General features: G+C 69.4%; 18 protein-coding genes, 1 tRNA gene and 1 pseudogene. 10 read left to right on the top strand and 10 right to left on the bottom strand.

Annotated elements, in window-relative coordinates; genetic code table 11:
* Positions 1–93 precede the first annotated feature (93 nt).
* The 4 genes from ABH937_RS04920 to ABH937_RS04905 form a co-directional block, all read right to left on the bottom strand.
* Positions 94–1,848 carry a hypothetical protein gene (locus ABH937_RS04920; RefSeq protein WP_370217326.1) on the bottom strand — a complete coding sequence of 585 codons (1,755 nt, stop codon included), beginning with the start codon at positions 1,846–1,848 and terminating at the stop codon, positions 94–96.
* The gene (locus ABH937_RS04915; RefSeq protein WP_370217325.1) at positions 1,845–2,393 is read right to left on the bottom strand and encodes a hypothetical protein; all 549 of its coding nucleotides are present in this window, start codon (positions 2,391–2,393) and stop codon (positions 1,845–1,847) included. Before ABH937_RS04915 ends, ABH937_RS04920 begins: the two co-directional genes overlap by 4 nt.
* 286 nt (positions 2,394–2,679) lie before the next feature.
* Positions 2,680–3,660: a DUF2637 domain-containing protein gene (locus ABH937_RS04910; protein ID WP_370217324.1), complete on the bottom strand. Its 981-nt coding sequence runs from the start codon at positions 3,658–3,660 to the stop codon at positions 2,680–2,682.
* Between the two features lie 140 nt (positions 3,661–3,800).
* A complete protein-coding gene (locus ABH937_RS04905; RefSeq protein ID WP_370217323.1) occupies positions 3,801–4,769 on the bottom strand; it encodes a hypothetical protein in 969 nt (322 codons plus the stop codon).
* 502 nt (positions 4,770–5,271) lie between these two features.
* On the opposite strand from ABH937_RS04905, the gene ABH937_RS04900 reads away from it, so the two are divergent.
* The 3 genes from ABH937_RS04900 (at position 5,272) to xerC (ending at position 7,702) form a co-directional block, all read left to right on the top strand.
* Positions 5,272–5,769, top strand: a complete 498-nt coding sequence (locus ABH937_RS04900) for a helix-turn-helix domain-containing protein (protein WP_370217322.1) — start codon at positions 5,272–5,274, stop codon at positions 5,767–5,769.
* 554 nt (positions 5,770–6,323) lie between these two features.
* Positions 6,324–6,545, top strand: a complete 222-nt coding sequence (locus ABH937_RS04895; RefSeq protein WP_370217321.1) for an excisionase family DNA-binding protein — start codon at positions 6,324–6,326, stop codon at positions 6,543–6,545.
* Positions 6,545–7,702 carry a tyrosine recombinase XerC gene (gene xerC, locus ABH937_RS04890; protein WP_370217320.1) on the top strand — a complete coding sequence of 386 codons (1,158 nt, stop codon included), beginning with the start codon at positions 6,545–6,547 and terminating at the stop codon, positions 7,700–7,702. The genes ABH937_RS04895 and xerC overlap by 1 nt, the downstream gene beginning before the upstream one ends.
* Before the next feature lie 149 nt (positions 7,703–7,851).
* Here xerC and ABH937_RS04885 read toward each other — a convergent pair whose 3' ends face one another.
* Positions 7,852–8,877 carry an ImmA/IrrE family metallo-endopeptidase gene (locus ABH937_RS04885; RefSeq protein WP_370217319.1) on the bottom strand — a complete coding sequence of 342 codons (1,026 nt, stop codon included), beginning with the start codon at positions 8,875–8,877 and terminating at the stop codon, positions 7,852–7,854.
* Positions 8,878–9,082: 205 nt separating this feature from the next.
* Here ABH937_RS04885 and ABH937_RS04880 point away from each other — a divergent pair, with 205 nt between their 5' ends.
* From ABH937_RS04880 to ABH937_RS04870, 3 genes are read left to right on the top strand one after another with little or no spacing between them, the layout of a single operon-like run.
* On the top strand, positions 9,083–10,030 hold the full coding sequence (locus ABH937_RS04880) for a CBASS cGAMP-activated phospholipase (RefSeq protein WP_370217318.1): 948 nt from the start codon (positions 9,083–9,085) through the stop codon (positions 10,028–10,030).
* Position 10,031: 1 nt separating this feature from the next.
* Positions 10,032–11,168 (top strand): cyclic GMP-AMP synthase DncV-like nucleotidyltransferase, encoded by a 1,137-nt coding sequence (locus ABH937_RS04875; protein WP_370217317.1) that lies wholly within the window; start codon positions 10,032–10,034, stop codon positions 11,166–11,168.
* 13 nt (positions 11,169–11,181) lie between these two features.
* A complete protein-coding gene (locus tag ABH937_RS04870) occupies positions 11,182–11,580 on the top strand; it encodes a hypothetical protein (protein ID WP_370217316.1) in 399 nt (132 codons plus the stop codon).
* 658 nt (positions 11,581–12,238) lie between these two features.
* Here the strand turns inward: ABH937_RS04870 and ABH937_RS04865 are convergent.
* Positions 12,239–12,309 (bottom strand) — tRNA-Gly (locus ABH937_RS04865).
* Between the two features lie 282 nt (positions 12,310–12,591).
* Between ABH937_RS04865 and ABH937_RS04860 the strand changes: the two genes are divergently transcribed.
* Both ABH937_RS04860 and dcd read left to right on the top strand, forming a co-directional pair.
* On the top strand, positions 12,592–12,750 hold the full coding sequence (locus tag ABH937_RS04860; RefSeq protein WP_280691729.1) for a hypothetical protein: 159 nt from the start codon (positions 12,592–12,594) through the stop codon (positions 12,748–12,750).
* 112 nt (positions 12,751–12,862) lie between these two features.
* On the top strand, positions 12,863–13,438 hold the full coding sequence (gene dcd, locus ABH937_RS04855; protein ID WP_280691728.1) for a dCTP deaminase: 576 nt from the start codon (positions 12,863–12,865) through the stop codon (positions 13,436–13,438).
* Positions 13,439–13,445: 7 nt separating this feature from the next.
* Here the strand turns inward: dcd and ABH937_RS04850 are convergent, their stop codons facing one another.
* The 4 genes and pseudogenes from ABH937_RS04850 to ABH937_RS04835 all read right to left on the bottom strand — a co-directional run bounded on the left by ABH937_RS04850 (position 13,446) and on the right by ABH937_RS04835 (position 19,221).
* Positions 13,446–14,387, bottom strand: coding sequence for a metal-dependent hydrolase (locus ABH937_RS04850; protein ID WP_370217315.1), 942 nt, complete (start codon positions 14,385–14,387; stop codon positions 13,446–13,448).
* Positions 14,388–14,443: 56 nt separating this feature from the next.
* Positions 14,444–15,355 carry a Yip1 family protein gene (locus ABH937_RS04845; RefSeq protein WP_370217314.1) on the bottom strand — a complete coding sequence of 304 codons (912 nt, stop codon included), beginning with the start codon at positions 15,353–15,355 and terminating at the stop codon, positions 14,444–14,446.
* Positions 15,356–15,562: 207 nt separating this feature from the next.
* A pseudogene (locus ABH937_RS04840) lies at positions 15,563–16,636 on the bottom strand (sugar phosphate nucleotidyltransferase); the annotation flags it as partial.
* Between the two features lie 365 nt (positions 16,637–17,001).
* Entirely contained in the window at positions 17,002–19,221 is a 2,220-nt protein-coding gene (locus ABH937_RS04835) for a heterodisulfide reductase-related iron-sulfur binding cluster (RefSeq protein WP_280691725.1), read from the bottom strand.
* Positions 19,222–19,516: 295 nt separating this feature from the next.
* Here ABH937_RS04835 and dnaK point away from each other — a divergent pair, with 295 nt between their 5' ends.
* Both dnaK and grpE read left to right on the top strand, forming a co-directional pair.
* Positions 19,517–21,358 carry a molecular chaperone DnaK gene (gene dnaK / locus ABH937_RS04830; RefSeq protein ID WP_280691724.1) on the top strand — a complete coding sequence of 614 codons (1,842 nt, stop codon included), beginning with the start codon at positions 19,517–19,519 and terminating at the stop codon, positions 21,356–21,358.
* Positions 21,355–21,975, top strand: coding sequence for a nucleotide exchange factor GrpE (grpE, locus tag ABH937_RS04825; protein WP_280691723.1), 621 nt, complete (start codon positions 21,355–21,357; stop codon positions 21,973–21,975). The genes dnaK and grpE overlap by 4 nt, the downstream gene beginning before the upstream one ends.
* Positions 21,976–21,985: the final 10 nt, after the last annotated feature.

Below are 21,985 nucleotides of genomic sequence, written 5' to 3'. Positions count from 1 at the left end.
GGCAGAAGAGCCTGCTGGCCTCGTAGCTGCCAGCAGGGAGTGTGCTTGGTGGGCGAGTGCGGCATGGTGCCGGCACCCGCCCACCGGGGTTGGTCACCTCGTGCGGCGGACCCGATCGGGTACGGGCAGCGCCGGCGGCGGGGTGACCGCGGCGGCCGGTGAGCTGGTGGTGCGCTTGGTGGTGGAGCGAAACAGGGCCGCGCTGGTGCGACGGTCCTGTGCCGTGACCTTCGGCGCGGGGGCCGGGAGGCCGACATCGCGTCGGATTCGCCAGGTCAGCACGGCGGCGGGCGAGTCGGCACTGGCCAACTCGCGCTGCCCGGCGGCCTGGGCGAGCAGGGCCTGCGGGTCGTGGCCTGCCTGTTCGGCTTCGGCCAGGGTGGCGGCGAGCGCCGCCCAGCCGTCCTCGGCGAGCACCCGGGCGGCCTGGTCGGCGGGCAGCGCCTGGCGGACCGCTGTCTCCTGCCGCTCTCGGACCGGCTCCGGGAGCTGGCGGCCCCGGGTGTCGAGCAGGGCGATCGGGCGTCCGGCATGCCTGCCGTAGGCGGCACGCAGATGTGTGGCTGCCGCGTGCGCGGCCTCGGCCTGGCGCTGGTTTCCTTGGGCGGCATGCCACTTGGCGATGACGATCGCCAGCAGCACCAGACTGGACAAGACCGTGGCGGCGGCCGTTCCCTCCTCGCCGCTTCCGCCGGCGGGACCGCCGTAGAGGAGTTCCCGGGCAGCGGAGCGCATCGCCCTGACCTCAGTGCGGGCGGCGCGGGTGCGGGCGACGGCGGTGAACTCCAAGGCCCGGGCAGCCTGGTTGATCTCCTTTCGGGACAGGACTGGGCTGGTCAGGGCGAGGGTGTCGAGCACCTCGATGGCGCCGCCGACCACCGCGGCAACCTGACCGGCCCGAGCTTCGTCGTCGATGGTGCGCACGGCACGGTCAGTGGTGGTGCTGGCCCGGTACCGGACCGCGACCGACCGCCCCTGATCACCCGGGCGGCTGGGTGCGGGCTCGTCGACGCCGATGGCGAACCGCCCGTGGATCTTGGGCAGGGTCAGGTCGGCGGCGAGCTGGCTGCCGGAGAACCACACCGGACCACCCGGATCACCCGTGGGCAGGGCGAACGTGTAGCCCTTGGCGTCGCCGGAGGGCAGACGGCGGACCTCGAACTGGATCCCCTGCATCGTGAGGCGGGCAAGGAACTCCTCCTCAGTGGCGGCGCCGGCCAGGGCCCGGCGCACACCGGTCCGCAGCCGGGCCCGCCCGGTCTCCTCCTGCCCCAGACGCTCGGCCTTGCGCAGCTCAGCTGCCTTGGCGCGCTTGGGGATCGCGGCCCGGTACTCGGGTGTTCGGGTGTCGGACAGGTCCTTGAGCCGGTACTGCCGTTCGATCTCGGTGAGTTCGGTCTCGGCCCGGTACTGGTCGCCGCGCAGGCGGGCCTGGGTGAGATCGGCGCGGACCACAGTGGCGAGGATGTGGATGTGGTTGTCCCCGTGGTGCACGGCGATCCACCGGCAGCCGTCCGGATCGCAGTCGGGGGCGATACCGGTGGCGGCCACGATCCGGCGGGCGATGTCCGCCCACTCCTCGTCGCTCAGGTTCCGGTCGGAAGGGTCGGCGCGGACCATGCGGTGGTAGACGTGCTTCTTGACCGGCTGGCCGTAGCGGATGACGTGCAGGTCGAGGACGTCCCGCAGCTGGGCCAGGGTGGCCTCGGGGTCGCGGCCCGGGTCCGGGGCGAAGCCGTCCCAGGACGCGACGAGGTGCGGGTCGGTGTGCTCGTTGCGCCTGCCCGGGCCGTACAGGTACTGCAGCGCCTTGAGCGTGTTCTTACCGGATCGGGCAGTGGTGATCACCGGCGGCCGGCCTTCGCCACGCGCATCGCCGAGGCGTCGACCTGCGCGGCGGCCCGGCGGGTCTCGATCATCAGCTCCCTGGCCTTCTCCAGAGTGACCTGCGCCGGGCCGTGGGCGATGCCGATCTGAGCGTTGAGCTGGAAGGCGATCTGGTTGACGTTGACGCCGACCCGGCCGACCTGGAACCGCGCGCCATCGAGCGCCTGCACGGCCTCGTCCAGCTGCTCGTCGCGGGTCACCAGGCCGGCGCCGTCGACGGTCAGGGCCTGGCGCTCCAGGTAGTCGGCCACGTTCAGGCCCGCCGCCTGCGCGAGCCGCTTGATCTCCGCTTCCCGCTCCGCGGTGCAGCGAAAACCGAGCTTCTTCGTCTTGGGGTTCTCGTTGTCACGTCGACGGCGCTTGGGACGACGCGCGCTCACACGCAAAGAGCGGTCAGCAGCTCGGACGGGCGTCAACGGCTCGACGGCAGGCATCTCCTCCTGCTTCGCCGCGCCCTCGCGGTGAAGCTCCGGTGCTGCCGCCCTCGGCAGCACCGGCACGTCCACGCCCCCCTGGGCGTGGACACCCGCGTGCGTGGCCCCGTAGGGGCCCCGCACGCACTCGCTTGCTCCGCCTGAGACAGACTGATGGTCAACTCCATTGCGGTCCACGGAGCTTATAGCCCCCTCTGGCCGGTCTATCGGGGTCTGGTGGGTGTCGTGCACGGTGTGCTCCTGGAGCGGGCGGTCGGCGCGATGGTCAGCATCAGGGCGATGGCGATTTGGTCCGGCCGGGACTTCGCAGGCGGGGCGGCTACAAGTTCGGCCCCGGCAGCCGCCCCGCCTACGCGGATCAGCCGAGGGTGAGCTGCTCGGCGGCGTCCTCTTCCTCGGCCCGAAGGATGTCCATGACCTTGGTGAGCCGCTTGCTGGCAAGCGTGGTACCCCGCGCACGGACCGCGTCGTCCACGACCGTGCGGCTCAGGCGTCCAGAGGCGCGCCATGCCGCTCGGCCGATCTCGACCAGTTCGTCCAGCGATGCGCCCGGAGGTCGCCCAGCGGGCTTGGTCACCCTCACCCGAAGCCCAGCGGAATATCCGTCCGGCTTGTGAACTGCGAAGTCAGCGGCGACAGCATCCTCGGCCCGCGCGTGTTCCGGGCCGGACGGGCTGCTCGGTGAAGCCCCGGCGGAACTGGCGTACCAGCTCTGGACGGCAGCATCGTCCAGGGTGATGACCGAGCCATGATCGGGGCTGAGGCCGTCGAGCTCCGCCGCCCGCGCGCTAGCACTGTCCCCAGATCCGCACGGGTCAGCGGAACCGCAGCTCGCACTACCGCACAGATCGCCATCCGCGGACCGCATCTCGTCGGAGGTGCGGACCGCCGGGGCGTGCCGGGCAATCAGGATGTACAGATGGACGGCGCCGGCGAGCGCGAGTGGGGCGAGTGTGGACAGCAGGCCGACGACGCTGTCGCCGAGCCGCAGCCGACTGCTGAGGCTGGGCAGCTCGTTGAGGCGGACCGCGTGCAGGGCGTTGGCCCACACGCTGGCGCCGGTAGCTCCGCCGAAAAGAGTCCAGGCGTAGGCGCGGGCCGGCCACGGGGCCTCGCGCAGGACGAGCAGCGCGCGAACTCCGTAGGCGACGAAGCCGTCGATGATCAGCGGGAACACGTATGTCAGCGGGCCGCGCACGTGGATCGCAACGGCCATCTGCTGCAGCGCGTCGTAGGACAGGGCGAAGCCGATGACGCCGAGCAGGGCGACCGCGAGGCGGTCCCAGACGGTGACGCGGGAGCTTGGCGTGCGGGCAGGGGGTATCGACAGAGTGGTCAAGTCGGTGTGCTCCAGGGTGGCCTGGCCGCAGGGCGGGCGTGGCGCAGCGGCCAGGCGATGGCGGGGTGAAGGTAAGAGGCGCGCGGTGGATAGGCCGAGGGGACGCCCGGCCTACCCGCTAGGCGTGGGGAGAAGGAAGGTCAGCCTGCGGCGGGTGCCGTGCGCGTAGCGCTGGCGCGGAGTGCGGCTCGGACCTTGGCCATGCCACGTACGGTTGCGGCTTGGCCGTCGCCGACCGCGACCGGACGCGGCGCCAGGCCCGCGCATGAGCGGCAGATCCCCGCCTGTGGCACGGGGTCCGCGCAGGTGGGGCACTCGCTCCAGCGCGGCGTTGCCGGCGCGGCGGCTACCGGCTGCGGGACAGGCGGCAGCTTGCGGACGAGCCGGTCGCGCAGCAGGGCCGCCGGGGAGTGCACGCGTGTGGGCAGGCCCGGCAGGACGGCGCGTGCGAGGTCCTGCTCGCCGTGCCCCTGCTCCAGCCACCGAGCGACCAGCGGCGCCAGTTCCAGCGCCTCCACCGTCCCGACGTGCAGACGTGGTTCGGGCCGCAGGACGCGGAACAGCGTCGCGACCGTCTCGCGCACCGACGGGTCGAGCGGCACCGCCGCGTCCGGACCGGGTCCGCCGGTGGTGATGGAGTCGCCGGAGATGTCCCTCCCTCCCTCCCCTGCCCCGTGCGCGTCGCCGCTGCGCGGCTGCGCTGCCGACGGAGGCTCGGGGAGGGAGGGTTCTTTCTTCCGGTCCTTTACGGGGTTGGCGCCAGCCGCATCGGCTGCTGCACCACCGGAGCCCGGAACGAAGTGCCCCGGAGACACCAGCTGCGGGGTGTCGTACACGTGGGCGACGCTGACGAACGTGCCGTCCGGTTGGCGGACCTTCTCCACCCGGTAGAAGCCGGCCTCAGCCAGCTCCCGCAGCGCCTTGGACACGGCGGTGCGGCCTTGGGGGCTGGTGTCGGCCATCCGCCGACCGTCCTCGCGCCACCCGTCCGGGCGCGACAGCAAGTCGGCCAGCAGACCGCGGGCGGTGTAGGACAGGCTGCGGTCCTGGAGCAGGGCGTTGGGCAGGGCAGTGAAGCCGCGGTCATGGCGGCTGCGATGGACACGCATCAGGAGCGCGCGCTCCCCTCGCTGATCCGCGCCGATGTTCCGCTCAGTCCGAGCGGCTGCTGAGCAGCCATCAGCCCGGACGTCGCCGAGCCAGAGGCGGCCGTAGCGGCGGGGGGCCGGAACGCCGGGGTGACCGGCGGGGGTGCGGCGGGCAGGTGAAAGCCCGTACTGTTGAGCACAGCGACTCCTCAGTCGGCGGCGCCGGGCGGCTACCCGGCTCCACCGTGGTCGACACGTCCAGGGATGGGCTGTTACGAGGATCTGCGTCGGGCCCCCGGTGTTCGTAGCACCTGGGGCCCTTGCCTTTGCCGGGGTTCTCTCGGCCGGGGTGGCTGGCCACCGGCTGTCGATCCCCTCCGCAAGGCGCATGCTTCGCGCTTGGGGCGAGCGGCAACCCGCCCAAAGCGCGATGCAGAGCGAGTTGCTTGCATCTCGTTATGCATCACGATAGGCTCCCCCTGAACAGATTGCAAGTCGCATCGAGGCAATGCAGGGAGGATAGATGGCTGGCGCCGGAGGCCCCGAGTCCAAGAACCCCCGACTGGCCGGCGAGGAGAACGCAGCCCAGCGCTTGAAGATGGAACGCGAGAGCCGCGGCTGGAGCACCGCCGAGGTCGCCCGCCGCATGTCCGAGGCCGGCTTCCCCATCAACCAGTCCTCCGTGTGGCGCATCGAGAGCGGCGAGCCACCCCGGCGCATCAACCTCGACGAGGCCATCGGCTTCGCCAAGATCTTCGGCATCACCCTCACCGAACTGACCGGCCCGTCCGGCGGCGCCGTGAGCGCGAAGATGCTCCACCTCTTCGAGGTCTTCCAGGAGGCCGCCAACGCCGCCCAGGACGCGCTCGACGCGATGGACGCCGCCGAGAGCGCCCTCTACGTCTACGCCGACCAGCACCCCGACGCGTACGAGGCCATCGACGAGTACACCATCAGCATCAGCATCGCCCGCCAGGAAGGCCGCCTTCCCCCTCAAGCGAGCGAACGCCGTGACTGGTAGCCCGACCAGGAACGCTGACGCGCACAGCGAATACCTCCGTCAGCGACTTGGTCCGGCCGGAACCAAGAGCTAATCTCCACACCTCGGCAGACCGGTCCAGCCAACCGACACTGCCGTCCCTCCCATCTGCCCACCCACGCCAACGGTCCCGGCGCTACGAACGCCGAGACCCCTGGCCCGACCACAACCGAATAGCAAGCCCCATCCCTGGACCCGTCGACACGACGGCGCATGGCCGAAAGCGCCGCCGAGAGGACTGCCATGTTCCAGCGCCACGTGCGCCCCAACCGCCACCAACGCGTCTCGCAGACCGATTTGGCGGTTCTTCTCCAGTTGTCTCCGCCGAGCCCCAACGCTCCGCTGCCGCAAGCCGGCTGACACAGCTTCCGCACCGACCACCGAATGTCTCGGCTGGTCAGGTTCCTGGCGCCCTGCCCTGCTGGCCGGTTGCCCCTTCACCGCTCCCGCTCTGGAGCCCCCTCCCCAACCGCACATCACTGACACCGCAACGCGGTGGCCGACGCTTGCCCGTCAGCCACCGCGCGAGGAGCCGCATGCCCGAGCAGTACCTCACCGTCGCCCAGGTCGCGGAGCGCCTGGGTACCAGCGAGCGCTTCCCCCGTCGGCTCATCGCCGAGCGCCGCATCGCCTTCGCCAAGATCGGCACCCACGTCCGCATCTCCGAGAGCGCGCTCGCCGCCTACATCGAGGCCAGCACCGTCCCCGCCATCCGCTCGGTCCGCTCCGGCCGCTCGCGCTCCGGGAGGACCGCCTGATGGCGAACAACTCCGGCCGACGGCGCCGCTGGGGCTCCGTGCGCAAGCTCCCCTCCGGCCGGTTCCAGGCCCGCTACCCCGGCCCCGACGGCCTCCTGCGCAACGCCGAGGAGACCTTCGCCACCAAAGGCGACGCCGAGGCGTGGCTCGTCGAGACCGAGGCCGACATACGCCGCGAGCAGTGGCGCGATCCGAACGCGGGAGCCGTCAACTTCCTTCTCTACGCTACCGCTTGGATCGACGAGCGCGACCTCGCTCCGCTCACCGAGCAGCTGTACCGCCGCAACCTTCGCCTGCACCTGGCACCGGCCTTCGGCGAGCTGGAGCTGAAGGAGATCACTGCTCCCCAAGTGCGGGCCTGGCGCGCGACCCTGCGCAAGGCCGGCAAGAAGACCACCGCCGCCAAGTGCTACCGCCAGCTCAAGTCCATCATGGAGACCGCCGTCGACGACGACCTCATCCGCCGCAACCCCTGCCGCGTCAAGGGCGGCGGCAAGGAGGAAGCCGCCGAGCGTCCGCACGCGACCATCGAGCAGGTCCTCCAGCTCGCCGACCTCATCGGCCCGCGCTGGCAGCTCATGGTGTTCATCGCCGCGTTCATGGCCCTGCGCCCCGAGGAGCAGGCCGAGCTCCGGCGCAGCGATGTCGACCTGACCAAGAAGCTCGTGTGGGTGCGCCGCGCGGCCCCCGAACTGACCACCGGCGAGCGGGTCCTGGGCGACCCGAAGTCCAAGGCCGGCAAGCGCCCCGTCGGCATCCCGCCGGAGATCGTCCCGGAGTTCGAGCACCACCTGGCCTGCTACGCACAGGAGGGAGACGACGGCCTGCTGTTCGTCGGCGAGCGCGGAGCACCGTTCCGCCGCTCGACCTTCGGCCGCAAGTGGCGCAAGGCCCGCGCGAAGCTCGGCCTGGACGACCTCCACTTCTACGACCTCCGCCACACCGGCAACGTCCTCGCTGCCAGCACCGGCGCGAGCCTCAGGGACCTGATGGCCCACATGGGCCACGCCTCCGTCCGAGCAGCGCTGATTTACCAGCACGCCACCGCCGAGCAGCAGACCAAGATCGCCAACGGCATCAGCGCCGCCGTCGTCGACATCCGCAGCCGCCGTCGACGCGCTCCCTCCGAGACCACAGCGGAAGCTCGCGAGGCGTAGAAGCCCAGCCGCGAGAAGCCCGGTCAGCCATCGCGCTGGCCGGGCTCTTTCGGTGTGGTCGGGAGACCTGGTCAGCCGAATCGCAGGGGCTTCGGCGCTCGACGACATCACGATTCAAGGTCCGTAAGGGCCAATATGGCGACTAGCGACTATGCCGCCGACGCCGTCTCGATGCTCTGCACAATCCCTGGTGGCAGGACAGCTCTGGCGGGGCCGCTATCGGGGGAGGCAAGGTAGTGCAGGAGTCGCGCCGGCCGTTCCGGTCGGCCTAGCGGGACTGGTTCGACGCGACGCCACCCTCTGGCGGACGCCGCCTTGATGGCCGTCAAGTATGTCGTTTCACTCATGCGACCCAAGGTCCGAGCGCGCATGAGAAGGGCGGCCAGGGACACCTGCCAGAGCCGCTTGAGTTCGAATAGGGCTGGCCAGTCAACCGTGGTCGGCAACTGATCGCGGATCTCGTCAGCAGGCATGAGGAAGGCCGCGGCGAATTGGTGAGCCTGGGTCTCAACCTCTTTGACGCCCCAGATCTGCTGGCCGTGCAGGACAAGATGGGCGAGTTCGTGCGCACCGTCGAACCGGGACCGGGCGCGGTCGTTCTTGTCAGTGCCCAGGACGATGACCGGATGGTTAGGGAAGGGCAGAGAGAAGGCATCGACGTCGGCGGTGCCGAGTGGGAGGCGGATCACGGCGACCCCGTGCGCCTCCAGCAGCCCGACCACATCCGAAACCGGGCCTGAGGAGACACCCCAGAGCGACCGGACCTGGGCTGCGGCCCGCTCGATCTCGGCTGCACCGGCATCCAGGCCGCTCACGGGAATCGTCGGCAGGTCAGCCGTAGAGAACCGCCCTGCGGCGGCCGCGCGGGTAGCGAGGTCGTGGGCTACGAGAGCAATCGCTCGGGCGCGGCGGCGGTCAACCACTGATGTCCGGCGCAGCGACCGGAAGAAGCCCTCATGGCTCTCGGCCGCCGACTCACGGAAGAAGCCTGGAGGCACCTCGAGGATCTGACACAAGTCGTCGATCGTCTCCGGACTCGGACGCGCCGCAGCGCTCTCGAACTGGCTGATCGCGGCAGGTGTGAGCCCAGCCTCGCGAGCCAGCTGTGCCTGGCTCAGCCCGGCCAGCTCGCGGGCAGCGCGAAGGCGTGTCCGTTCGAACGCCTGCGTACTCATCTCTCCCCTTGGTTGATCTTGTTCCCCACATCTTGGCGGATCGTGGAGGCCGTAGGCGCCCTCGTGGGCACCCCGGGCGAAGGCGTTGCACTCTCAGTATAGAAAGATGCGCGGAAAATCGTGCCGTGATATTAAGTACAATCGATAGTGGAGGCCGGCCCGGGTGGGCCGGCCCGCGCGGGCGACGACACGGGGGCAACAGAGGGTGACCGAGCGGTTTCAGATTCTGAGCTTGGATGGCGGAGGTTTTCGCGGCATGTTCTCCGCGGCGGTCCTCGCACGCCTGGAGGACGATCTCGGCGTGCGGATCACTGATCACTTCGACTTGATCGCGGGCACCTCGACGGGCGGGATCATCGCGCTGGGCCTCGGTCTCGGGCTGTCCCCCCGGGAGATCCTCAGCTTCTACACCGAGCACGGCCCGCGGATCTTCCGTGACCGCAGTCGGTTGCGCGGCCTCCGGCATCTGCTTCGGGCGAAGTACGGCTCCGGGCCGCTGCGGTCGGCGCTCACCGAGGTCTTCGGTGGCCGAACCTTCGGGGAGAGCACCAAGCGGCTGGTGATCACCTCGTACAACATCGCAGCCGATGACGTCTATCTTTTCCGAACCCCGCATCTGCCCACCCTGAAGCGCGACTGGCGAGAGAAGGCCGTGAACGTCGGGCTGGCCACCTCCGCCGCGCCGACCTATCTGCCGGGAATGCCGTTGGACGGAGCACGGCTCATCGACGGCGGGGTATGGGCGAACAACCCGACCATGGTCGCGCTGACAGAGGCAGTGGGACCGCTCTCCATTCCGCTCGAGGCGATCCGCGTGTTCAGCCTCGGCACCACGATCGACGTCCGCCGCCGCCATCGCCGTCTCGACCGTGGTGGTCTGCTGCCCTGGGCCAGCGACGCCGTGGAGGTGCTCATGCGGGCGCAAAGCGAGAGCGCCGCCAAGCAGGTGCGGCACCTCGTCGGGAAGGACAACGTCCTCCGCCTCAATCCGACGGTGCCCACCGGCGCCGTCGCACTGGACAAGGTCAACACCGAGACCCTCTACGGGCTGGCCGGCCACGTCAGCCGCGACGTCTCGCCGACCGTCCACCGCACCTTCTGCGACCACCTCGCTCCGGTGTTCGTTCCGTTCTACCCCGCACGGGAGGAATAACGTGGACTCACTCGATCAAATGCTGTCGATGCTGCTCGACGGCGCCGTGGAGGTGCTCGACATCTCTCCCGATCTGTACGACGGCGCCGTCGAGCGCTACGAGGAGGTCGGCACCTGGCTCGCCGAGCACGGCAGCCCCGGGTGGCAGATCTATCCTCAGGGCTCCTTCCGCCTGGGTACCGTGGTCCGCCCCGGGACTCCTGGCGGCGAGTACGACATCGATCTAGTCTGCCGGCTGCCGCTGCACCACGAGAGCACGACGCAGGAGCGGCTTAAGCAGCGGGTCGGCGAGCAGTTGGTCGCCTATCGGCGCTGGAAGAAGGATCAGGGTCACACCGACGCCCCGGAAAGCCTCGAAGCCCGGCGCCGCTGCTGGACCCTGGGGTACCCGGGGTTCCACCTCGACGTCCTGCCAGCCATCCCGGACGACGAACACCTGCCCACCGGCATCCGTCTGACGGACAAGGACCTCTGGGAATGGCAGCGCAGCAACCCCATCGGATACGCGGACTGGTTCCGGGGACGCTCAGACCTGTCCACCAGGATCCTGGAGAAGCGGCACGCCAACGTGGCGGACGTCCCCATCTGGCACGTCCGCAGCCCGCTCCAGCGCGTTGTCCAGATCCTCAAATGGCACTGCATGATCATGTTCGCGAATGACCCTGACAACCGTCCGCCGTCCATCCTCATCACGACGCTGGCCGGCCACGCCTACAACGGCGAGGAGGATCTGTTCACGGCCGTCCGCAGCGTGTTGGACAACATGCCGCGCTTCATCAGTAAGACCAACGGCAAGTGGTGGGTGGCCAACCCGGCGCACGAAGAGGAGAACTTCACCGACAAGTGGAACGAGTACCCCGAGCGACGGAAAGCGTTCAACGCCTGGTTCACCGATATCGACACGACCATGAGCGAACTCGCCCACATGGAAGGCAAGGGGCTTGACACCGTCTACGAGCGCCTCGCCAAGTCCTTCGATCGCGACCCCGTGCTCCACTCCTACAAGCGCTATGCCGCCAGTATCGGTGCAGCCACCGACAACAGGATGGGTGCGACCGGGCGACTGTCCCCGACCGCAGCCGGGCCCCGCAAGCCGAGCCACACCTTCTATGGCCAGCACTCCTCCGCGCGCGATTAACCTCGGGCTGCAGATGGCCGCGATCAAGGCAGTCCTTCCCGCCGCGCAGGGAACCGTGCGCGGCGGCGAACTCGTCTGCACGGTCCCCCTGCAACCCACTCCCGCGAGCAGGCACTACATGGCGCGGATCGCCTACCGGCACCGGCGCAGGCCGTGTGTGACGATCACCGAGCCGCCGCTGACGCTGCATCCGCGTGCCACGGCTCTGCCGCACGTGTATCCCGGTGGTGACCTTTGCCTGTACCTGCCAGGAGAGTGGAAGGAGAATATGCTCCTTGCCCACACGATCCTGCCGTGGACTTCGGAATGGCTCCTGCACTATGAACTGTGGCTGGTCACGGGACGCTGGGCTGGCAGCGGCCACGACCATGCCGTGCCACCGGCCACCCAGGAGCCCGAGGACCCGATTTGATCATCGGACGCCGCGCGGCGAGAACCGGTGACCACGCCTCCGATGCTGACCTACCGGCGGACGCCTCCGTGACTATCGCGAGCGCCCTCGCCGCCATCGGCACTCCCACCAGAGGCCGGGGCGACCCTCGCCGAGGCCCTGCTCGACCAACCCTTCTGGGACGGCGAGACCTGGTACCTCGAAGCGGTCGGCTCCCGCTCAGCGGTGGCCCTACCATCGGCGCTGGCCAGGTCCTGTCCTGCGGCGGCAGCTACAGCCCGCGAGCGGCCCGTCTCGGGCTCTCACCTGATCAAGACGCCCGCCTCGCTGAAGCCCTCGGTATGGCCGGCTGACGTCGGACACCTCGACAGCCCCACCGAGTACGGGAGTTGTCGAGCGTCTACAAGCAAGGCGGGCAGCTCGCCATGATCGACGGCCGGTCACCCACCGCGTGGATCTCCCAACTAGGGTGCCAGAGACGTGATGCGGGTCACAAAAATCTGGTCTTACTATTCGAGACGATTGCCGCCCGCCAAACCTTGCGGACACGGATCGCGACCGAAATCCCACGAAACTAACGCTTCGTCAGCGACCATCTGGCACGAATCTGGCACGACGACCCCGAATTGGTCCAGACAACAAGAAAGCCCCAGGCCGTTGACCTGGGGCTTTCCTTCTGAGCGGGCGACGAGAATCGAACTCGCGCTATAAGCTTGGGAAGCTCATGTTCTACCATTAAACTACGCCCGCATGACGACCCGTCAGCAACGGCTCGATCATGCATCATGCTACCCCATCCCGCACCCTGCGCCGAAACGGCTGCCGCGGATACGGTGGTGCCGCGAATGCGACGGCGAGCCGTGGTGGGGATGTCCGGAAGATCCCCTAATGTGACGCTGTCGTGGTGAGGTGGAGGGCCCCGGCTCGTGGGGAGCTCGGCCTTGTTGGGGAAGCGTGGGAAGGGGATCGATGGAGCAGCGGACCGTTGTTCGGTGTGCCGAGGGGCACCTGTTCAGTACCAGCACGTTCCCGATGCAGCAGCTCGGAGCCGCGCGGCTGGGGCCGGGGCGGTTGATCCGCTGTCCGCAGTGCGGGCGGATGCGCAGTTCGGTGCCGGCGGACGTGAGTGTGTTGACGGCGCCGCAGTTGGAGCGGGCCTTGCGGCTGGAGGCCGGGGCGTTCCTGGCCTGAGGGGAGGCCTGAGGGAAGGTGGGCCCTCCCGGGCAGCGGACAGGTGTGCGGGAGGGCCGCCGGATGGTGAACGGATTGGGAGGACGCGCGCACGAGCACGTAACCTCGTGGCGTGCTGCTCTCCGATAAAGACATCCGAAGTGAGATCGACAACGGCCGGGTCGTGGTCGACCCGTTCGAACCGGCCATGGTCCAGCCGTCCAGTATCGACGTCCGACTGGACCGGTTCTTCCGGGTGTTCGAGAACCACCGATACCCGCACATCGACCCCTCCGAGGAACAGCCGGACCTGACCCGGCTGGTGGAACCGGACGGCGATGACGCGTTCATCCTGCACCCGGGCGAGTTCGTGCTCGCCTCCACGTACGAGGTGATCACGCTGCCGGACGACGTGGCCTCGCGACTGGAGGGCAAGTCGAGCCTGGGGCGGCTCGGGCTGCTGACGCACTCGACGGCCGGCTTCATCGACCCGGGATTCAGCGGGCACGTGACGCTGGAGCTGTCGAACGTCGCCACGCTGCCGATCAAGCTCTACCCGGGGATGAAGATCGGGCAGCTCTGCCTGTTCCGGCTCTCCTCGCCCTCCGAGCACCCGTACGGCTCCGCGCGCTACGGCTCGCGCTACCAGGGGCAGCGCGGGCCGACGCCGTCGCGTTCCTACCTGAACTTCCACCGGAGCAAGATCTAGCCTCCGGTCAGATCCGCTTGGGGCGGGTGACCGCGGTCAGTTCAGTACCGTCCGCCGAGAGGATCAACTCCGTCTCCAGCGAGGAGAGTTGGCCGAGCCGGTGGAGGTGGGTGCCGCCGCAGGCGATCGTGGCGGAGCCCGCCGGGAGTTCGCAGTGCCAGCGGCGGCGGGCGGTCAGCTCGGGGCCGGGGACCTCGATCCGCACCGGCGCGTCGGCGGCGACCCAGGCGGCGAGGCGCTGGTTGACGTCGGCGGTGATCGCGGGCAGCGCATCGGCCAGGGCGGGCAACTCGTCGACCGCCTCCGCCGTGAAGCCCTTCTTGCGCAGCGACTTGCCGAGCCGGTAGACGTCGGTGCTGGCCTCGGTGTCCATCACCGAGGAGGCCATCGCCAGACTGTCGAAGTCCGGGTTGCCGAAGGCGTCGGCACGGCCCGGGTCCTTGCGCCAACGGGCGGCCAGCGCGGCGTTCAGGGCCAGGGCGAGCAGGTGGCAGCCGGTGTGCGCGGCACTGAGAGCGGTGCGGCGCTCGGCGTCCACCGACAGCGTCACCGGCCGGGCCACCAGCGACTCGGGCGCAACAGGCGACTCCGGCGACACCCCCTGCGCCAGCTCGGGCAGCACGTGCAGCACCAGCCAGGACCACGCCTCGTCACCACGGCGCACCGGAATGTCGGCGCCCACCAACAGCTCGCCGCTCGCCGGGTCCACGGCACCGGTCAGGCAGTCCACCACCGCCAGCTCGACGGCCTCGGCACCCGCTGCCCCGGGCACGGTCAACGTGCCGGTGTCGGCGGGCTGGTCGGGCCAGGTGTGGTCGAGCGGGTGGAACGGGGTGTCGGCGGTGACGACGCCCCACCGGCCGTCGCCGAGCGGGTGGACGGCGAGGACGGTGGACTCACCGGTCACCGCGCCGCCGGGGAAGCTGACGCGGGTGGTGGGGAGGGTCATTCGGTTGCTCCGTGCAGTGGGGGGACGGACAGAGAAACAACGGTCTGCGGGCCAGGTCAGCCCAGGGTCGGCAGCTTGATCAGCACCAGCAGCGCCAGCAGTTGCAGCGAGACGGCACCGGCCGCCTTGCCCCAGGGCAGGTCGTGCACCCGGCGGACCAGGGTGGTCAGCAGGACGGCGCAGAACACCCAGGTCAGCCAACCGACCGCCTGCACCACCACGTTGGCGGACGGCAGGAAGAGCGCGAGAAGCATGCGCGGCACGTCACTGGTCCAGCCGACCAGGACGGAGAGGCCGACCGTGGAGGCCCACGGGCCGTCGCCGCCCAGCTGCCTGGCCAGCGCGTACGTCACCGAGCCCAGCATCAGACCGGCCACCGTGAAGGCGACGGCGGCGCCGAGCAGTGACCAGGCGGCGATGGCGAAGGTGGAGTTGACCACCTCGTTGTGGGTGTCGCCGAAACCGAGCACGGCGAGCACCGCGTAGAGCAGCGAGACCGTGATCGCGGGCAGCCAGACCTGGTGGTCGCGCATCTGGTCGAAGGTGCGGGCCGGCGCCCGGTAGATGCCGAGCAGCAGCTCACGCCAGCGCAGCCGCGGGCCGCCGGTGCGCGGGCCGCTACGGCCGCCGGCACGGTAGGTGGCGACGTGGTCCGGGGAGCGGGCCCAGGACGGCGCGTCGGGCTGGGTCGCGCCCGGACCCGGCCCGGCCCCGGCCTCACGCGGGTACCTCGGCTCCTCGCCGTAGTAGTACGGCTCTCCGACGTACTGCCCGCCGTATCCGGCGGTGTCCTCCCCTGCGGGATACCCCGCCGGATTCACCGCGAACGCCCGCGTGTGCCCGGGCTGATCCCCCCGGTACGGGTCGACCCCGCGGGGCTCGGTCGGCTCGTAGGCCGCAGCGCCGGCGGCGTATTCACGCTCGCCGCCGCCCCATCCGTTCCCGCTCAGACTTCCGTTGCCAGCCACCCTCCGAAGGTACCCGGAAAGGCGACCGGCAGCCCCACCAGCCAGCGGGACCAAGGGGATTGCAGCAGGGCTGTGACGCAAGGCACCACGCCCTGCCGACCGAACCGACCGAACCAACTGCCCGACCGACCGCCCGGGCTACTTCTGCAGCACCGACCCGTGCACCGCCGCCGCCGAGGTCTCGCCCGCGGGACAGCCGCCGGGGCCGGCGCTGATCCGCACCGCGCCGACCGGCAGTCGCGTGCCGCAGGCGATCCGGATGCCGTTCGGCAGCTCGTTGTCGGCCTCGACCACCGCGCCGTCGCCGATCACCGCGCCGTCCAGCGAGGTCCGCTCGCCGACGGTGGCGTAGGCGCCCACGATGGAGTCCTTCACGAAGGCGTCCGCACTGATCACGGCGCCCGGCAGCACGACACTGCCCTCGACGATCGCGCCGGCCGCGACCACGGCACCGGCCGCGACCACGGTGCCCGCGCTGAGCACGGCAGCCGGGTCCACGGTGGCGCCGTCCAGCAGCAGCGCGTCGCCGGTGGGGCCGGGGACGGCCGGCGAGTCGACGCGGCCGAGCACCAGGTCGGCCGAGCCGCGCACGAAGGCGGCGGGGGTGCCCAGGTCCAGCCAGTACGAGCTGTCGACCACACCGCGCACCAGGGCGCCGGTCCGCAGCAGCTCGGGGAAGGTCTCACGCTCGACCGAGACCACCCGGCCGGCCGGGATGCGGTCGATAACCGAACGAGTGAAGACGTAGCAGCCCGCGTTGATCTGGTCGGTGACGATCTGCTCGGCGGTCTCCGGCTTCTCGAGGAATTCCAGCACCCGGCCGCTCTCGTCGGTCGGCACCAGGCCGAAGGCGCGCGGGTCCTCGACCCGGGTCAGGTGCAGGGTGACGTCGGCGCCGGCGGCCACGTGGCCGTCCCGCAGCTCGGCGATGTCCAGGCCCGAGAGGATGTCACCGTTGAAGATCAGCACCGGGTCGTCGGCGCCGCAGGTCAGGCCTTCGGCCGCGTTGCGGATGGCACCACCGGTGCCGAGCGGCTCGACCTCGGTCAGGTAGACGATCTCCAGGCCGTACGCGGAACCGTCGGGAAAGTGCTCTTCGAAGACCTCGGCCAGGTAGGACGTGGCGAGCACCACGCGGGTGACGCCGGCGGCCGCGGCCCGGGCGAGCTGGTGTGCGATGAACGGCACACCCGCGACCGGCAGTATCGGCTTCGGGGTGTGCGTGGTGAGCGGGCGCAACCGGGTGCCCTGACCGCCGACCAGCATGATCGCCTGGGTCATCTGCGCGTTTCTCCCCTTGGTTCCGTTCAGCGACCTGGCCTGGAGTGTCACCAGATCGCTTGGGTGCTTGGTGCTGTCGGGGCGCCGACCTGACTGCCGGGCGCATGCGTGCCGGCTGCCGCACCAAGTGGACGCGACCCCCGTGCCGCATCCCGAGTTCGTCGAGAATATGCGTTCTTTATTAGTAAGCAGACTGCCCCGGGTGGAATCCACCCGGGGCAGGCATCATATGTGAGCCGCTGGACTGCAAGCACATTCGCGTCTCGGTCGGACCTCAGTTCGAGGAAATCCGGTCCGCCGGAAATCCCGGCGGACCCAAGGACCAGAAGGCCCAACGGCCCGCGGCCCCAGGGCCCTGCCGCCGACTACACCCCGGCCGGCTCGACGGCCTCCAGCGGCTCGGCCTTCACCGAGTCCAGCAGCAGCTGAGCGACGTCGACCACCTTCAGGTGCTCCTTGGCCGCCCCCTCGTTCTTCTTGCCGTTGACCGAGTCGGAGAGCATCACCAGGCAGAACGGGCAGGCGGTGGAGATGATGTCGGGGTTCAGCGACAGCGCCTCGTCCACCCGCTCGGTGTTGATCCGCTTGCCGATCCGCTCCTCCATCCACATCCGCGCACCACCGGCGCCGCAGCAGAAACCGCGCTCCTTGTGCCGGTGCATCTCCTGCTGGCGCAGACCGGGGACCTTGTCCATGATCTCGCGCGGCGGGCTGTAGACCTTGTTGTGGCGGCCCAGGTAGCACGGGTCGTGGTAAGTGATCAGGCCCTCCACCGGGTTGACCGGAATCAGGCGACCCTCGTCGATCAGGTGCTGCAGCAGCTGGGTGTGGTGGATCACCTCGAAGTGACCGCCGAGCTGCGGGTACTCGTTGGCGATGGTGTTGAAGCAGTGCGGGCAGGTGGCCACGATCCGCTTCTTCGGAGCGTCCTCCAGCGCCGCGTTCAACGTCTCGACGTTCTGCGCGCCGAGCATCTGGAAGAGGAACTCGTTGCCCAGCCGGCGGGCCGAATCACCGGTGCAGGACTCCTCCTTGCCGAGGATCGCGAACTTCACACCGGCGGTGTGCAGCAGTTCGGCGAAGGCCTTGGTGGTCTTCTTCGCCCGGTCCTCCAACGCGCCGGCGCAGCCGACCCAGTAGAGGTACTCGACCTCGGCGGGCTCGATGTCCTGGCCGATCACCGGCACCTCGATGCCGGTGTCCTTCTTCAGCTCCTTGACCCAGTCCAGGCGCGCCTTGGTGGCCATGCCCCACGGGTTGCCCTTGTTCTCCAGGTTCTTGAGCATCGTCCCGGCCTCGGTCGGGAACGAGGACTCGATCATCACCTGGTAGCGGCGCATGTCGACGATGTGGTCGATGTGCTCGATGTCCACCGGGCACTGCTCGACGCACGCCCCACAAGTGGTGCAGGACCAGAGCACGTCGGGGTCGATGACGCCGTTCTCTTCGGCGGTGCCGATCAGCGGGCGCTCGGCCTCGGCCAGCGCGGCCGCGGGGACGCCGGCCAGCTGCTCGGCGGTGGCCTTCTCGTTGCCCTCCGCGTCCTTGCCGCCACCGGCCAGCAGGTACGGCGCCTTGGCGAAGGCGTGCTCCCGCAGACTCATGATCAGCAGCTTCGGCGAGAGCGGCTTTCCGGTGTTCCAGGCCGGGCACTGCGACTGGCAACGCCCGCACTCGGTGCAGGTGGAGAAGTCGAGGATGCCCTTCCAGGAGAAGTGCTCGACCTGGGAGACACCGAACACGGCGTCCTCCGCCGGGTCCTCGAAGTCGATCGGAGCGCCGCCGCTGGTCATCGGCTGCAGCGCGCCCAGCGCCACCGCGCCGTCCGCGTTGCGCTTGAACCAGATGTTCGGGAAGCCCAGGAACCGGTGCCAGGCGACGCCCATGTTGGTGTTGAGCGAGACCGTGATCATCCAGATGAAGGAGACCGAGATCTTGATCGTCGCGGTCAGCCAGAGCAGGTTGTGCAGGGTGCCGATGCTCAGCCCCTTGAACGCGAGCACCAGCGGGTACGAGACCACGTAGGCGGCCGAGTAGTGGTCCACCCCGGCCTGCGCGCCCTCCAGGCCGCGCAGGGTCAGGATCGCCGCACCGATGATCAGGATGACCGCTTCGATGAAGTACGCGAAGCCCATGTTGGAGCCGGCGAAGCGGGACTTGCGGCCCGCCTTGTTCGGCAGGCTCAGCTGGCGGATCACGGTCAGCACCGCGATGCCGAGGAAGGTCACCAGGCCGAGCAGCTCCTGGAACACCAGGTACGGCGTCCAGTCGCCGATGACCGGGACCACGAACGTCGGGTCGAAGAGCTGACCGAACGCGCCGACCAGGGTGAGGATCAGCGCGTAGAAGCCGACGGCGACGCACCAGTGGGCGACGCCGACGATGCCCCACTTGTTCATCCGGGAGTGCCCGAGGAACTCCCGGATCAGGGTCACCGTGCGGGCCGCCGGGTCGTTGATCCGCGACCCGGCCGGAACCGGCTGGCCGAGCCGGACGAAGTGGAAGATCTGCGCGATGGCACGAGCGAACAGCGCCACGCCGACCACGGTCGTGCCCAGTGAGATGAGGATCGCTGCTAGCTGCATCCGGCTTCTCCGTACTCCAGCGGCGGTGGGGATAGAGGTCGGTCAAGTGTACTCGTGGGTAACTTAACCACCCACCGGCCCGGACCTTATCGCCCTCTAGCACCCGTCCAGAAGATGCTCAAGGTATGGCGGCAGTCACGTAAGGCCATACTCACCCATAAGGGGCAAAATCACAGAGGGTCCGGTAGGGGCAGCATAAAAGTTGAGCGCCATCGACTCATGGCTGTTGACGCTGCCCCGGGCCTCAGGCATGCTTGAGCCCGTAAAGCTCAACTCTTCTGTGGAGGTATTTGCGATGGCACGCGCGGTCGGTATCGACCTCGGCACGACGAACTCGGTCGTCAGTGTTCTCGAAGGCGGTGAGCCCACCGTCATCACCAACGCCGAGGGCGCCCGGACCACGCCGTCCGTCGTCGCCTTCGCCAAGAACGGCGAGGTGCTGGTCGGCGAGGTCGCCAAGCGCCAGGCGGTCACCAACGTCGACCGGACCATCCGCTCGGTCAAGCGCCACATGGGCACCGGGTGGAAGATCAACCTGGACGGCAAGGACTTCAACCCGCAGCAGATCAGCGCCTTCATCCTGCAGAAGCTGAAGCGCGACGCGGAGGCCTACCTGGGCGAGACGGTCACCGACGCCGTCATCACCGTCCCGGCCTACTTCAACGACTCCGAGCGCCAGGCGACCAAGGAGGCCGGTGAGATCGCGGGCCTCAACGTCCTGCGCATCGTCAACGAGCCGACCGCCGCCGCTCTCGCCTACGGCCTGGACAAGGACGACCAGACCATCCTGGTCTTCGACCTCGGTGGTGGCACCTTCGACGTGTCGCTGCTGGAGATCGGCGACGGCGTGGTCGAGGTCAAGGCGACCAACGGTGACAACCACCTCGGTGGTGACGACTGGGACCAGCGCGTCGTCGACCACCTGGTGAAGGTCTTCCAGGCCGGCCACGGCGTGGACCTCTCCAAGGACAAGATGGCGCTGCAGCGCCTGCGCGAGGCGGCCGAGAAGGCCAAGATCGAGCTCTCCTCGTCCTCCGAGACCTCGATCAACCTGCCCTACATCACGGCCTCCGCCGAGGGCCCGCTGCACCTGGACGAGAAGCTCACCCGGGCCCAGTTCCAGCAGCTGACCGCGGACCTGCTGGACCGCTGCAAGCACCCGTTCCACAACGTGATCAAGGACGCCGGCATCTCGCTCTCCGAGATCGACCACGTCGTCCTGGTCGGTGGCTCCACCCGCATGCCGGCCGTCGCCGAGCTGGTCAAGGAGCTGACCGGAGGCAAGGACGCCAACAAGGGCGTCAACCCGGACGAGGTCGTCGCGATCGGCGCCGCGCTGCAGGCCGGTGTGCTGAAGGGCGAGGTCAAGGACGTCCTGCTGCTGGACGTCACCCCGCTCTCCCTTGGTATCGAGACCAAGGGCGGCATCATGACCAAGCTGATCGAGCGCAACACCACGATCCCGACCAAGCGCTCGGAGATCTTCACCACTGCCGAGGACAACCAGCCCTCCGTGCAGATCCAGGTGTACCAGGGCGAGCGCGAGATCGCGGCGTACAACAAGAAGCTCGGCATGTTCGAGCTGACCGGCCTGCCGCCGGCCCCGCGCGGCCTGCCGCAGATCGAGGTCACCTTCGACATCGACGCCAACGGCATCATGCACGTCGGTGCCAAGGACCTCGGCACCGGCAAGGAGCAGCGGATGACCGTCACCGGCGGCTCCTCGCTGCCGAAGGACGACATCGAGCGGATGACCCGCGAGGCCGAGCAGTACGCGGAGGAGGACCACAAGCGCCGCGAGGCCGTGGAGACCCGCAACCAGGCCGAGCAGCTCGTCTACTCGACCGAGAAGTTCATCGCGGACAACACCGACAAGCTCCCGGCGGACGTCAAGACCGAGGTCGAGACCTCGATCGGCGAGCTCAAGGAGACCCTGAAGGGCGAGGACATCGCGGCCATCCGCGAGGCCTCCGAGAAGGTCTCCACCACCGCGCAGAAGCTCGGCCAGGCGCTCTACGCCAACGCCGACGCCTCCGCCGCGGCCGGTGCCGCGGGCGACGCCGGTGCCAAGGTCGAGGACGACGTGGTCGACGCCGAGATCATCGACGACGAGAAGCCCAAGGGTGGTGCCGCATGACGGAGAAGGCGCGGGGCGTGGAGCCCGGCGACGACTCCAACGCCGATGAGGACGTCGTGAAGGCCGCGGAGGAGGCGCTCAAGGGCGCCGCCGCCGCGGCGGACGGCGACGAGCTGGCGACCGCCAAGCGCGAGCTGACCGAGCGCACCGGTGACCTCCAGCGGCTGCAGGCCGAGTACCAGAACTACCGCAAGCGGGTCGAGCGCGACCGGCTGACGGTCCGTGAGATCGCGATCTCCAACATCCTGGAGGCGCTGATCCCGGTGCTGGACGACATCGGCCGGGCCCGCGAGCACGGCGAGGTGACCGGCGGCTTCAAGTCGGTCTCCGACAACCTGGAGACGGTCGTCGCCAAGCTGGGCCTTCAGCAGTTCGGCAAGGAGGGCGAGCCCTTCGACCCGAACCTGCACGAGGCGCTGATGCACAGCTACTCCTCGGACGTCACCGAGGACACCTGTGTGCAGGTCCTGCAGCCCGGTTACCGGATCGGCGAGCGGATCATCCGCCCGGCGATGGTGGCCGTCGCGGAGCCGCAGCCCGGGACCCAGAGCACCGGCGGCCCGGCCGCCGGCGGCCCGGACACGGGCCCCGAGGCTGACGGTGCCGCAGAGAACTGACACGCTGTGC

The sequence above is a fragment of the Kitasatospora sp. GAS1066B genome (assembly GCF_041262605.1).
In the GTDB taxonomy this organism is placed as follows: Bacteria; Actinomycetota; Actinomycetes; order Streptomycetales; family Streptomycetaceae; genus Kitasatospora.
Note: the sequence above shows the minus strand (reverse complement) of the source record. Positions and strands in the feature narration are given on the sequence as shown.

Bases quoted from the DNA above. Each gene is read 5' to 3' on its own strand.
- ABH937_RS04870 (WP_370217316.1), top strand. From the start codon at position 11,182: ATGGCCGCGATCAAGGCAGTCCTTCCCGCCGCGCAGGGAACCGTGCGC.
- ABH937_RS04900 (WP_370217322.1), top strand. From the start codon at position 5,272: ATGGCTGGCGCCGGAGGCCCCGAGTCCAAGAACCCCCGACTGGCCGGC.
- ABH937_RS04860 (WP_280691729.1), top strand. From the start codon at position 12,592: ATGCAGCAGCTCGGAGCCGCGCGGCTGGGGCCGGGGCGGTTGATCCGC.
- xerC (WP_370217320.1), top strand. From the start codon at position 6,545: ATGGCGAACAACTCCGGCCGACGGCGCCGCTGGGGCTCCGTGCGCAAG.
- ABH937_RS04850 (WP_370217315.1), bottom strand. From the start codon at position 14,387: ATGACCCTCCCCACCACCCGCGTCAGCTTCCCCGGCGGCGCGGTGACC.
- ABH937_RS04885 (WP_370217319.1), bottom strand. From the start codon at position 8,877: ATGAGTACGCAGGCGTTCGAACGGACACGCCTTCGCGCTGCCCGCGAG.
- grpE (WP_280691723.1), top strand. From the start codon at position 21,355: ATGACGGAGAAGGCGCGGGGCGTGGAGCCCGGCGACGACTCCAACGCC.
- dnaK (WP_280691724.1), top strand. From the start codon at position 19,517: ATGGCACGCGCGGTCGGTATCGACCTCGGCACGACGAACTCGGTCGTC.
- ABH937_RS04835 (WP_280691725.1), bottom strand. From the start codon at position 19,221: ATGCAGCTAGCAGCGATCCTCATCTCACTGGGCACGACCGTGGTCGGC.
- ABH937_RS04895 (WP_370217321.1), top strand. From the start codon at position 6,324: ATGCCCGAGCAGTACCTCACCGTCGCCCAGGTCGCGGAGCGCCTGGGT.
- ABH937_RS04905 (WP_370217323.1), bottom strand. From the start codon at position 4,769: ATGCGTGTCCATCGCAGCCGCCATGACCGCGGCTTCACTGCCCTGCCC.